This is a genomic window from Pseudomonas sp. HK3 (assembly GCF_052920985.1).
The window spans coordinates 657,062-670,250 of record NZ_JBREXD010000001.1; the positions used below are offsets into that span (position 1 = coordinate 657,062).

At 42.1% G+C, this 13,189-nt stretch carries 12 protein-coding genes; 7 read left to right on the plus strand and 5 right to left on the minus strand.

Translation table 11 applies throughout. From position 1 onward, the window contains the following. Positions 1 to 71 precede the first annotated feature (71 nt). The 5 genes from ACU6U9_RS03155 to ACU6U9_RS03175 all read left to right on the plus strand — a co-directional run bounded on the left by ACU6U9_RS03155 (position 72) and on the right by ACU6U9_RS03175 (position 3,558). Positions 72 to 497, plus strand: coding sequence for a DNA polymerase III subunit chi (locus tag ACU6U9_RS03155; protein WP_446733634.1), 426 nt, complete (start codon positions 72 to 74; stop codon positions 495 to 497). 31 nt (positions 498 to 528) lie between these two features. Continuing rightward, on the plus strand, positions 529 to 2,265 hold the full coding sequence (locus ACU6U9_RS03160; RefSeq protein ID WP_446733635.1) for a DUF4153 domain-containing protein: 1,737 nt from the start codon (positions 529 to 531) through the stop codon (positions 2,263 to 2,265). Positions 2,266 to 2,499: 234 nt separating this feature from the next. Further along, entirely contained in the window at positions 2,500 to 2,916 is a 417-nt protein-coding gene (locus tag ACU6U9_RS03165; RefSeq protein ID WP_446733636.1) for a hypothetical protein, read from the plus strand. 9 nt (positions 2,917 to 2,925) lie between these two features. Next, a complete protein-coding gene (locus ACU6U9_RS03170; RefSeq protein WP_446733637.1) occupies positions 2,926 to 3,228 on the plus strand; it encodes a hypothetical protein in 303 nt (100 codons plus the stop codon). A gap of 9 nt (positions 3,229 to 3,237) precedes the next feature. Then, positions 3,238 to 3,558 carry a hypothetical protein gene (locus ACU6U9_RS03175; protein ID WP_446733638.1) on the plus strand — a complete coding sequence of 107 codons (321 nt, stop codon included), beginning with the start codon at positions 3,238 to 3,240 and terminating at the stop codon, positions 3,556 to 3,558. 3 nt (positions 3,559 to 3,561) lie between these two features. Here the strand turns inward: ACU6U9_RS03175 and ACU6U9_RS03180 are convergent, their stop codons facing one another. Continuing rightward, positions 3,562 to 3,978 (minus strand): PACE efflux transporter, encoded by a 417-nt coding sequence (locus ACU6U9_RS03180; protein ID WP_446733639.1) that lies wholly within the window; start codon positions 3,976 to 3,978, stop codon positions 3,562 to 3,564. Between the two features lie 441 nt (positions 3,979 to 4,419). On the opposite strand from ACU6U9_RS03180, the gene ACU6U9_RS03185 reads away from it, so the two are divergent. Together ACU6U9_RS03185 and ACU6U9_RS03190 are read left to right on the plus strand one after the other, a co-directional pair. Next, the gene (locus ACU6U9_RS03185; protein WP_446733640.1) at positions 4,420 to 7,296 is read left to right on the plus strand and encodes a valine--tRNA ligase; all 2,877 of its coding nucleotides are present in this window, start codon (positions 4,420 to 4,422) and stop codon (positions 7,294 to 7,296) included. A gap of 422 nt (positions 7,297 to 7,718) precedes the next feature. Continuing rightward, the gene (locus ACU6U9_RS03190; RefSeq protein ID WP_446733641.1) at positions 7,719 to 8,201 is read left to right on the plus strand and encodes a DUF4124 domain-containing protein; all 483 of its coding nucleotides are present in this window, start codon (positions 7,719 to 7,721) and stop codon (positions 8,199 to 8,201) included. Positions 8,202 to 8,221: 20 nt separating this feature from the next. Here the strand turns inward: ACU6U9_RS03190 and ACU6U9_RS03195 are convergent, their stop codons facing one another. The 4 genes from ACU6U9_RS03195 to ACU6U9_RS03210 all read right to left on the minus strand — a co-directional run bounded on the left by ACU6U9_RS03195 (position 8,222) and on the right by ACU6U9_RS03210 (position 13,129). Next, complete coding sequence (locus ACU6U9_RS03195) at positions 8,222 to 8,752, minus strand: hypothetical protein (RefSeq protein ID WP_446733642.1); 531 nt, start codon at positions 8,750 to 8,752, stop codon at positions 8,222 to 8,224. A gap of 19 nt (positions 8,753 to 8,771) precedes the next feature. Further along, complete coding sequence (dbpA, locus tag ACU6U9_RS03200; protein ID WP_446733643.1) at positions 8,772 to 10,160, minus strand: ATP-dependent RNA helicase DbpA; 1,389 nt, start codon at positions 10,158 to 10,160, stop codon at positions 8,772 to 8,774. A 100-nt stretch (positions 10,161 to 10,260) separates the two neighbouring features. Continuing rightward, positions 10,261 to 12,222 (minus strand): ATP-binding protein, encoded by a 1,962-nt coding sequence (locus tag ACU6U9_RS03205; protein WP_446733644.1) that lies wholly within the window; start codon positions 12,220 to 12,222, stop codon positions 10,261 to 10,263. Next, complete coding sequence (locus ACU6U9_RS03210) at positions 12,203 to 13,129, minus strand: ABC transporter substrate-binding protein (protein WP_446733645.1); 927 nt, start codon at positions 13,127 to 13,129, stop codon at positions 12,203 to 12,205. Before ACU6U9_RS03210 ends, ACU6U9_RS03205 begins: the two co-directional genes overlap by 20 nt. Between the last annotated feature and the right edge of the window lie 60 nt (positions 13,130 to 13,189).

The window sequence follows — 13,189 nt, forward strand, 5'->3', positions numbered from 1 at the left end:
CACACGCGCCTCATGTAGAGAAAGCACCACACAACACGTATACTTAGGGCCATCTTCATGTGAGTAACACCATGACTGCCATCGACTTTTATATTTTAGGCCATAGCGACGAACTCGCACGCTTTAACTTTGCCTGCCGTTTAAGTGAAAAGGTCTATGGCGAGGGTCACCAAGTCTATATTCATGTTGAAAACGAAACACAAGCCAAACAGTTAGATGACCTATTATGGACATATAAGCCTGAAGCTTTTGTCCCACACAACCTCGTGACACAAGAGCAAGTGGCACAAGTACAAATCGGTTGGCAAGATCACCCCGCCCACCACTTTGATGTCATGATCAATTTAAGCTCCCCACAACCAAACTTTTTTAGCCGCTTCGCCCGTGTACTTGAAATTGTTATCCAAGACGAAACCGTACTTGAGCAAACTCGTAAACATTTTAAGTTTTATAAAGATCGTGGCTATGAAGTAACGCATCGTGATTTGCGCGGTTAACATCCCATAAATGAGCATGGAGCCTACACTTTTGAAGCCTGAAATAAATAGCGACAGTGTCCCGCAAACACATTTAATTTTAATTGCCCTACTGCAAGGTTTTGCATTACTTCTATTGCATCAATCCATCGAATTTAAGTTCTGGCCATTCGCGCAACCTCAATGGCTATTTGCATTTTATAGCCTAGCCATATCAGTGCCCACTATGCTGATGCTGACCCTCTCGGATAAAGTGTACTCAATATACCGGTGGATACTTTCATATGCCGTTATTGTCTTTATTTTAGGGTATTACATTGGCTCACAGGCAACACCGTTAGCGCATATTCAATTTGAAACACTGCTGTTTGCCTTTTCAATCACTATGACCATCGCTACCTTAAAATCGTTAATGTACATACAAAGCTTTGTCTCTGGTGAGCCGTTGCTTTACAGCCGATTATTTCTGTTTTCATGGCGCAATCTTTTAACCCTTGGCTTATCCCTTTTATTTACGGCGCTCACTTGGGGCATGTTAATGCTATGGGGGGAATTATTTAAAGCGATCAAAATTGATTTTTTCTATGATTTATTTACCGAACGTTGGTTTTACTACCCGATGCTTGCACTCGCGAATGGGTTTGGCATCATCATTTTCAGATCACAATCAAACATCATTGATACCATCACTCGCATTCAACAAGCCTTAGTCAAATTTTTACTGATCATTCTAGTATTTGTATCCATCATATTTTTATTTACCCTGCCCTTTACGGGTCTTTCGCCATTATGGGAAACCGGTGGCAGTACATTGATTCTGTGGATGCAAGCGCTGATGCTTTTCTTCGTTAACGCTGTGTATCAGGCTGATCCAGACGCACGTCCTTATAAAACTTGGATTCATCGACTGATTTATATTGGTATTGCACTGCTTCCTATATACAGCATAATCAGTTTTTATGGCTTGAGCCTTAGGGTTGAACAGTATGGCTGGTCTTTATCACGCTGTTGGGCATTTATGCTTTGGTCCATATTTGCTGCGTTTTCACTCGGCTATTTATGGAGCATTCTAAAACTGAAAGATAAGTGGCTTCATCAATTAAGCAAGGTGAACGTTCGGTTAGGGCTCATTGTGTTAACGCTTATGTTATTGGTCAATTCGCCGCTTCTTGATTTTCGTAAAATCACGGTCGCAAGCCAAATGCAGCGACTTGAAACAGGCCTTGTTTCGCTGGCTGAATTTGATTATCGCTATTTACGAAGAAGCCTTGCTAAGCCAGGTTATGAGGCCCTACAAACACTAAAAGCTAACATTACAGAATCCAACCCTGAGATCGCGCTTAAAATCAGCAGCCTTTATGACGATAAAAACGAACCTCAAAACAAAGAAGCCAAAGAGGCGTTTCTACGTGCCTTAAACGGGTTAACACCCGACACCCCTACCCGTTTAACCGATGAAATGTATAACGAAATTTCGAATAACAACTGGAGAACACAAACCAATTTAAGCTACCACTTATTACGCGTAAACCTAAATGCGGATGAGGCACCTGAGTACATTTTGATTGAAGAGCGCCCTATCAATATTGCCGCCACTGTATACTACAAAGAATCCGATGCTTGGGTTCATCGTAGCTTAAATAACATCAGTACCAGTCACCTAGATAGAGACGCAAAAGAAAATAAAAAGAATGAAATAATGCAAGCCTTAAAAACAGCCGACTATATCGTGGTCAAACCCGCGTGGCAGAATTTTAAAATAGGTGATCAAGAATTCCACGTTCGCTAAGTTTGTTGGTATGCCGTTGTATGATGTAACAATAAAATCATTACTATCGCATACCATCTAAATCCCTGAGCGATAAAAAATCAAAGTAAATCCCCATCCGTTCAGCTGTCATTCAGCTTGCTGTTGTAGTGTGCGCCCTTACGTGACACACCACTATCAATAAACTCATCATGCTTGTGAAGCGCCTTGATATTAGGTAATGTCCGCGACTTCAAAAAATAAGGACGCTGAAATATGCAAAAGATTATCCTCATGGGTGCCTTGTTATTACTCGGAGCATGCGCACGATTGGATTATGTCCAGGTCGGCGACATTGATCAAAGTAAAGGCACTCTTTCACCCATTACGGTAAAAGTCAGCGAGAACGGTGTTGAAATGGCCGTGGTTGCAGGCATTGCCGCTGAGTTAGCCAGCAGCTCAAAACGCAGCAATCAATTTCAAGAAATTCGAGACATTCTAGCGCTAATGAATATGGGGCCACGCACAGGTAATCCTGTATTTAGTGACACTTATGCTGAAAACATTTTAGACGCGCTTTACCAACAGTGCGCCACAGGCAAAATAACAGGCATTCGCAACATTCGTGAAGCCACCTCTTACGGCCCAATCAGTGGCGAAATTGTGCGCATTGACGCCGACTGCATTTTATAAGGAAACAACATGATTCGTTTATTCACCGCTTTAGTAGCCATCGCAACATTATCTGGTTGCATGTCATTGAACTCCGTTTCTCTTACGCAAATTCCAAGCGACAAAGGTCAATTGGTCAGTGCCAGCGCACACGATTGGTTATTCTTAGGTTTCACCACTCAAAATGATTTTGTTAATGAAGCCGTTAACAATTTAAAACAAGAATGCCCTAACGGTAAACTCACTGGCGTGCTAACAAAACATCAAACGACGGCTTATGTTTTGGTCTTCAAGCGTGAAGTGATTGCCAGCGGTTACTGCAAAAAAGCATAAGGGTAAGTCATGAATTTAAAATTAATAATGAGCCTGGCGTTCGCCCTATTAATGACAGGCTGCACCCATAGTATTCACATGGTGCACACGGATGGTTTTGGTTCGAGCATGCCAGCCAAAACCGACAACACTCAAATGGTTGAAGCTCGCGCTGAACAAAAGGTCGTGTTTTTCTTTGCATTTGATACCGATTATGTGGACCAAGCAAAAGCGGATTTAGAATCAAAGTGTAACGGTGATTTACAAGCCGTTAGCACACAATTTTCTACATCCCACGGCTTTTTACATTGGACCAATAAGATTTTGATGAAAGGTATTTGCGCAAGTTAAACATTAGACCACACTCGCTTGAAACCTAACGCGAGTGTGGTCATACACATAATGAAACAACGGCGCATAAATCAGAAAAAAGCCAATCCCAACTAAATCAAGCATCAGCGCTTGATAAAACGTAAAGTTCAGCGCCCACATAACAATGGGCAGCGTAAACGCCAGCATACCCGCTTCAAATGTCAGTGTATGAATAGCCCTGATTTTAAAACCGCGGTTAATTCTATCATCCCCGTATAAGCGATCAAACCCTATGTTAAACACGTAATTCCACACCATAGCAATGGTTGAAAAAACTAAGGCTAGACTCCCTAGCACATGAACTTGTTCATCAATAAACAACTTACCCAGTATTACCAAAAAAATCAGCGCCAACACTTCAAACAATACTGCTTGAAAAATTCGTTCTCGCTTTGTCATTTCTACTTCTCCAAAAAATTTTGCATCTATTGTATTTTCCCGACACATTCTAATAGCCAATATTGACACTAATTGACTAATTATTTGTGTTAGAGACAAAAAATCCCGCTGATACGGGATGCACATATCAATAACTGTTAAGCCTTCACTGAGTCGCTGAACCAAATGAACCCGAATCACTGCCACAACCCACTAAAAATGCACAACATAGCGCTGTGGATGACACTGCTTTAAAAGCCATTTACGTCTTACATTGGTGTACTTAAATTAGGACGCATTATGAGGCCAAGCGATATAAGGTCAATAAGGATCATATATGGCCTTGAGCAGTAACCCACTCAAGCCATGCCATCGCATTTGAGCCGCTACTATCCGCCTAGAAAAACCGCTATAATCAGCACCATTTTTCAGTTTTAAAATCGGTGAATAACAGCCATGGCCATGGATAAAACCTACCAGCCCCACGCAATCGAGCAATCTTGGTACAAAACTTGGGAAGAAAAGGGCTATTTTGCCCCTCAAGGTGGTGATGAAAGCTACTGCATCATGATCCCACCACCCAACGTCACGGGCTCTTTGCACATGGGCCACGGGTTTAACAACGCCGTGATGGACTGCATGATTCGCTACAATCGTATGCAAGGTAAAAACACCTTATGGCAACCAGGCACAGACCACGCGGGCATCGCCACGCAAATGGTAGTTGAACGTCAACTAGCCGCACAAGGCATTGACCGTAAAGAGCTGGGCCGTGAGAAATTCCTCGAGAAAGTATGGGACTGGAAAGCGGAATCCGGCGGTAATATCACCAACCAAATTCGTCGTTTAGGTTCATCTGTTGATTGGAGCCGTGAGCGCTTCACCATGGACGACGGCCTAAGCAAAGCCGTAGAGGAAGTGTTTGTGCGTTTATACAAAGACGACCTAATCTACCGCGGCAAGCGCCTAGTGAACTGGGACCCTAAACTGCTCACCGCCATTTCTGACTTAGAAGTAGAAAACAAAGATAAAAAAGGCCACATGTGGCACTTCCGTTATCCATTAGCAGACGGCTTAACCACAGACGATGGCCGTAACTACATTGTTGTGGCGACTACTCGCCCAGAAACCATGCTGGGTGATACGGGTGTTGCCGTAAACGCTGAAGACCCTCGTTATAAAGACTTAATTGGCAAGTTCATTGAGCTGCCATTGGTTGGCCGTCGTATTCCGATCGTGGCAGACGAACACGCCGATATGGAAAAAGGCACAGGTTGCGTAAAAATCACCCCAGCCCACGACTTTAACGATTACGAAGTAGGTAAACGTAACAAACTGCCGATGATCAACATGCTTACGTTTGCAGGTGAAATTCGTGCCGAAGCCGAAGTGTTCAGCACCAACGGCGAGCCAAGCAACGATTACAGCACCGAATTGCCACAGGAATTCATTGGCCTTGAGCGCTTTGAAGCCCGTAAAGCCATCGTCGCTAAAATGGACGAGCTGGGTTTATTAGACGAAGTAAAAGATCACGACCTTACCGTACCTTACGGCGACCGCGGCGGCGTGGTGATCGAGCCAATGCTGACTGACCAATGGTATGTGCGCATTGAAGAACTGGCTAAACCAGCCATCGAAGCCGTTGAAAACGGCAGCATCGAATTTGTACCTAAGAGCTACGAAAACATGTATTTCTCTTGGATGCGTGACATTCAAGACTGGTGTATCTCACGCCAACTTTGGTGGGGTCACCGCATCCCTGCTTGGTATGACGACAACGGCCAAGTATTTGTGGGTCGCAGTGAAGCTGAAGTACGTAAAGACAACAACCTTAGCGATGACGTAAACCTTCGCCAAGACAACGATGTGCTAGACACCTGGTTCAGTTCTGCACTTTGGACATTCTCCACGCTAGGCTGGCCTGAAAACACAGACGAATTGAAAACCTTCCACCCAACCGACGTACTGGTAACGGGTTTTGACATCATCTTCTTCTGGGTTGCACGCATGATCATGATGACCTTGAAGTTCACCGGCGAAGTGCCATTTAAAAAGGTTTATGTTCACGGCCTTGTGCGTGACCAAGAAGGTCAGAAGATGTCTAAATCTAAGGGCAACGTGTTAGACCCATTAGATATCATTGACGGCATCGAGCTTGAAGAATTAGTAGCCAAACGCACCAGCGGCATGATGCAGCCACAAATGGCAGCGAAAATTGAAAAACAAACCCGTAAGCATTTCCCTGACGGCATCGCTGCGCACGGTACCGATGCATTACGTTTTACCTTCTTGTCACTGGCATCTACCGGCCGTGATGTGAAGTTCGATATGAGCCGCTTGGAAGGTTACCGTAACTTCTGTAATAAATTATGGAACGCCACGCGCTTTGTAATGGAGTCCATCGGCCATACCGACGAAGCACCATTAAACAAAGACGCCATTGCTGACTTAAACAACGGCGACGTGGACTTATCGCTGGCTGATCGTTGGATTATTTCACGCTTGCAACAAGCCGAAAAAGAAATCATTCATGCATTAGATGACTTCCGTTTTGATCACGCAGCGCAAGCCTTATATGATTTTGTATGGAACGAATACTGCGCATGGTACTTAGAGCTTTCTAAGCCGGTATTGTGGAGCGACGAATCAAGCGATGCTCAAAAACGCGCCGCTCGTCGTACCTTGGTTAACGTATTAGAAACCATCTTACGTTTAGCCCACCCAATGATGCCGTACATCACCGAAGAAATTTGGCAAACACTGGCGCCAATAGCTGATACCACCAAACTTTCGCAAAACGGCGAAACCATCATGCTAGCCCAGTATCCAAAATACGATGAAAGCAAAGTAGACGTGCAAGCCGAAACCGACATCGAATGGCTAAAAGGTGTCATCAGTGGTATTCGCAATATTCGTGCTGACCTAGGCATTGGCCCGGGCAAGCCGGTTAAGTGTTTATTCAAAAACGGCAGCAAGGATGATCAGCGTCGTTTAGATGCCAACACTAACTTCTTAAAAGCCATGGCCAAACTAGAAGACATTACTTGGTTAAATGACGGCGAAAAAGCACCGCTTTCTTCAACTGCGTTAGTGGGCAAGATGGAAGTATTGATTCCAATGGCTGGCAACATTGATGCCGCGGCTGAAATCAACCGTCTAAGCAAAGCGCTTGAGAAAAACCAAAAAGAGCTAGCCCGTGTTGCCGGTAAATTAACGAATCCTAAATTTACCGACAAAGCACCTGCTGATGTCATCGAAAAAGAAAAAGCCAAATTGGCAGAATTTGAAGATGCCGCAGCTAAGTTAACCGAGCAATTGGAAGCGATTAAAGCGCTTTAGTCGTACTATCTATAACGCTCAATCTAAAAATCTCTTGTAGCGATGCAAGAGATTTTTTTGTTTTTTACACAGTAAAACCCACCTAGCGAACATGAGCCACCTCTTAAAACAGTATAATAAATACAGATTACAATAGAGCTTTAGTATCATAAAAACGTCACGCATAAATGATGCCCACATTTGTAGAACGCTACCCAACACCGGTAAAATCACCTCACCTGCTAGACTCATCAAAATGTGATCAGGGATTCCGACAATGGTACGAGGTTGCCCCGCGACCGATACACATCTCGATTCCAGCCACCCTCCAACCAAAATTTCTAATTCATAAAAAAGTAGGAATTAACTAAATAAAATTCAAGTACTGCTTTATTAATACAACCTAAGACCTTTAAATAATGAGAAACATCCAAGGATTGCTCATGTTAATTCGAATTTTGATGCTCATTATTTTAACATCGCAAGCACAAGCTGAGCTGTATCGTTGCGAATCTAGCACAGGCCAAATCCAATACACAGATCAACCTTGCACAGAAACAGGTACGACCTACAAACCAAAACCCGTAATGACTCACTATAAAACAATTAAGACGCCTAAATTTCATCATAAAAAAACATCAACCAATACCAGCAGCAACAATCAACCATGCCCTTTTATTAGCAGTACAGAATTAAGGACATTAAGAGTAAAAGACACATACAAAAAAGGCTTAACACAAGCTCAGATCAAACAACGCTTAGGTAAAGCTGACGATATTAACAATAGTAAAAACAGCAGCACATGGGTATACAAGGGTGAATATGTAAAACGCTCTTTCCGCTTTAAAAATGGCTGCCTAATAAGCTGGAAGGAAAAATGGAAAGGTAAAGAAAGTAAGATCAGTAAATTCAGAGATGAAAAATAAACGAATGTCAGTTTAAAATTTTAGCGTAACCGCACAATACCGCTTTTTCCTATAAAGTCAGTTACTAACCAAATTTGATCAAATTGATACCCTGTAGGTATTTTTATGTCATGCATCGCATTCAATACCTGCTCACGATTCCAAGCGGGGTGCGCATTTCGAATCACCAACCAAACACGACTAGAGTCATATGCTTTACCCGCCTTGTTCTTTAGTATGGCATTTAATGCACTGATTAAGCGCTCATGGGTATCATTAAAATTTTCTTGGAGTTCTAACTGATGCTGAACGTTGGCATTGATGCCTTGTTTTAGAATATCCATGGCCTCTTGGGATGAGCCATAAAGGTGGGCAATTTCTAAATCAAGCTTTTGCCCATCTAACATACATGACACATCAGGTCGCTGAGGGCGATTGTGCCAAATATGACGAATGGTATGACCTGTCAATTGCTCGTAATGACGCATAAACAACTTGGCCGCATCATGCTCTAATTTGAGCTTTGCGGCCTCACTGGTTGATATGTCGGCTTTATCCGTTTTTTCTGCCATAGACCCCTATTGTGGTCACTTAACCACGTAAACGACGTACGCGAAATGAGCGGCCTTTTAGCTTGCCTTCACTGATTTTTTTAAGTGCAGGCTTCGCAGCATCACGCGCAACCGCCACAAACGACCAGTTATCAGACATATCAATTTTACCAATTTGACTAAAATCAATACCATTATCACTGGTTAATGCACCCACAATATCACTCGGGCGTACTTTTTGTTTTTTACCGCCATCAATTTGTAAGGTTACCATTTTCGACTTAAAAGGCGCTTTGTCTAATAAGTTAAACGGCGGCAAAATATCATTTTCAATTTGAATACCTAAGTACTCTGCAAGAACGGCCATCTTGTAACTTTCACCATCGACATGCAATGTAAACGCTTTACCTGTACTCCCCGCACGGCCGGTACGACCAATGCGGTGAACATGCACTTCTGGGTCACGGGCAATTTGGTAGTTAATAACGCAATCCAGATCTTCAACATCCAAACCACGCGCGGCCACATCGGTGGCCACCAAAACAGAAGCACTTTTGTTAGCAAAACGAACCAAGGTTTGATCTCGGTCTCTTTGCTCCAAGTCACCATGCAGAGCAACGGCAGCAAACCCAACAATCGCCAGCTCGTCACACAACTCTTGAGTTTCGCGCTTGGTACTACAGAACACCACTGAGCTTTCAGGCTGGTGTTTGAGTAATAACAATTTCACAGCGGCTAGTCGCTGATGATTATCTTTTACTTTATAAAAGAACTGCTTAATGTTGGCATTATCATGACCGCCTTCTACTTTCACCATAACAGGGTCTGTCATGACGCGTTGCGCAATTTTTTGAATCCCCTCTGGAAACGTTGCGCTGAATAACAACGTCTGACGATCATCTGGAGTGTGATCCATAATGGCATCTAGCGCATCTTGGAAGCCCATTTCAAGCATGCGATCCGCTTCATCCAACACAAATGTGGATAGGCGATCAAGCTTCAATGTCCCTTTACGAAGGTGCTCTTCAATTCGCCCCGGAGTGCCAACAACAATATGACAACCATGCTCTAGTGAGCCGATTTGAGGGCCGAATGGCATACCACCACATAAGGTTAAAACCTTAATATTGTGAATAGCACGTGCCAATTTACGGATTTCCTTGGCCACTTGATCAGCCAACTCTCGGGTGGGGCATAACACTAGGCTTTGCACATAAAAGCGCTTCACATCTAATTGGTTAAGCAAACCCAACGCAAATGCAGCGGTTTTACCAGAGCCAGTTTTACCTTGTGCTATCACATCTTTACCTGCTAAAACCCCCGGTAAACTTTGCTCTTGAATCGGCGTCATGCTGGTATAACCCATATCATTAAGGTTTTGCAGCAGGTCGGGGTTTAAGCTTAATTGGGAGAAACTTACTTGGCTCACGTAACACCTATACTTTAAGAGACCAGAAATTATGGCGCCATTTTAACAGAAGCGCTCCTGACTGTAGTGCTGATTCATGCAAATCGACACATTTAATAGATTACTGGGTGGGTTCGGGAGGCTGCTCAATGGTCAAGAAAGTCGATAAAATACGGCTTAATTCTACATGTTCGATTGGCTTACTAAGGTATTCGTTCATACCACAAGCAAGGCATTTCTCTTTATCACCATCAATCGCGTTTGCGGTCATGGCTACAATCGGAATCTTTCGGTTCATATTATTGCCGTGATCTGCAGCGCCGTCCCTAATCGCGAGCGTGGCAGCATAGCCGTCCATGATGGGCATTTGGCAATCCATAAATACCAAGTCAAAGACCTGATTGCGCAATTGATCAATCGCCTCATTGCCGTTTTCCGCTATGACAATATCCAAACCAAAATCTGATAATAACTCTTTTGCAACTTCTTGGTTTATGAGGTTGTCCTCAACTAACAGGATTCGACCTTTATGGGAGTCGCTAACCACAGCAATGGGCTTTACTTTTTTAGCTTTTTTCTTGGCTAATTTAATCGGTAATACAACCGCAAACTCACTACCTTGGCCTAGCGCACTGTTTACCTGAATTGATCCGCCCATTAACTCAACAATTTGATTCACAATAGCCAACCCAAGTCCGGTACCACCGAAACGTCGAGTGGTCGATGAGTCTGCTTGGGTAAAATCATTAAATAAATTAGCGATCCCACCTTCTTTAATCCCTATACCTGTGTCCTTTACGCTTATCATTAATTCTGTTTTACCTTCACTTTTTTTATTCAGTTTAACCTTTAACGTCACAGACCCTACTTCAGTAAACTTAATGGCATTACTTAATAAGTTACTCATGATTTGTTTTAATCGAATAGCGTCGCCTCGAATCCATGTACTATCTATATCTGAAGATTCTAAAATCAATTCTATGGGTTTATTTTGAACTTGGTATTTGTAGTTTTCATATATAGCATGGATTAAGTAATCAACATCAAATGGGCGAGATTCTATATTAAGTTTACCGGCCTCAATTTTACTAAAATCTAAAATATCATTAACAAGTGAAAGCAATGTATCTGCACTTTCTTGTGCTAATTTTATATACCTTATATTTTTATCACCCTCATTATTCTTATTAAGAAGATTAAGCATCCCAATTATACCATTCATGGGCGTACGAATTTCATGACTAATTGTCGCTAAAAAACGTGTCTTAACATCAAGAGCTGTTTGTAAGTCCGATGTTCTTTCTAACACTTCTTTTTCTAGATCGTCTTTTACTAATAGTATTTCATCTTTTGAAAAATTTAATTCTTTAACCAATGCATTAAAGCTTGAATTAAGCTCATCTAATTCATTGGGTATTTTTGACTCTAAATAATACGGATCATAAACATCCAAATTATCAAAATTAATATCATGTATTTTTTTTGTTAATAATTTAAGTGGATTAAGAATTATATATTTTGCAAAAAAGTAAAAAATTAAAAATAACGCTAAACTTTTAATAACTGCATTAACCAGCAAAAATAAATAGCCTAGTTGCACCCGAGATAAAACCACATTCGAGTCACTGTATAACGTAACATTCGCTAATTTAACCTTAGTGCCGGAGAATGTATAATAGAGAGGAAATTCATAAGCCAGCAATTCAAGAACGTCATGATTGGCTTCATTTTTATCTAACAGAAAATTTCTAATCTCACCTTTATCACTAACGATACCTTTAGCTAAAAAGATATCATGTTCATTTGGTTTTATAATCTTTATGCCGACAATAATTGGCATATTAAATAATACATTCAAGTTTTCATTTATTCTGTCACGATCTAAATCCCAAATAGAGCGTGCTAATATCTTCCCAAAGACTACCTCATATCGACTCAGCTCTTTTATGATTTCCTTTTGAGTATGACTGTATTCCTTTACCATATGAAACACAGTCACAGCGACCGCAATTAAACAATACACGCCAAACACCCAACGCATAAGCTGGGTTGAAATTGAACGCTTAGCGGTTACAGCTTTCATCAACCCAACCTTGCCAGACTTTTTTATACTGCGTTAACCATTTATTTGCTGCGGCCTTATATGAAAGACCATCAATATCGACGAATGCGGCAGCACTTGCTATTTGCTGGTTATTTAATGAGAAGGCGCGCAGCAATGTGTCGGCACAAGACCAGTTTTTAGCAAAGCCTGACCATGTGGCTTTTTTCAACCAGCCTCCTTTTGGATTACCGCAATCATACAAGAACTTTTTATTGATGCCCCAGTTTGGATTCGTTTCACATTCAGGCTTATAGCTTGGAAATTCAATAAATTTACCTTTAATTCTTGAATCGACCCAATTGGGGGTCCAGTTAAATAAAAGAATAGGCTGTTTGGTTTTAACCGCTGCTTTTAATGCTTTATTAAGCTGATCACCGGACTCTAACATTTTCACTTCAAAATCAATTTGTAATGCTCTGATACGCGCCTCATCTGGTTTCTCCCATGGACCAGACAAATAAACCCCTTTTTTTGAATCACCCTGTGAAAAATATGACGAACATTTTCTCAATGCTTTCCAATCGGGTAAACCAGGGCATGCGGCCTCTACATAGTCTGGGTACCACCAATCTTCCCGTGTTTTTGCGTCATGCAACCCCATATCGACAACCCGCCCTGCGGCGACTAATCGATCAAATTCAGTGGCCATTGTGCCCTCCCATACTTCTACCTGCACATGCGCAACACCATGACTCAAAGCCCCCCATTGCTCGACAATAGAGCTTTCAAGGTATGCCACTTCATAACCTTGCTTTTTAAATAGCTCCCCAATGACATGACTGAGTACTATCTGGCTAGACCAGTTATTGGTAATAATTTTAATAGGGGCCGACCAAACACCGGTCGCTAGACCTATAAAGGCAAAGAAAACGATTATTCTTATCATCGGCCTATCTCCCACTAGTTCTTTAAAAACAAGCACTTACGACCTATAAATTGAATTATT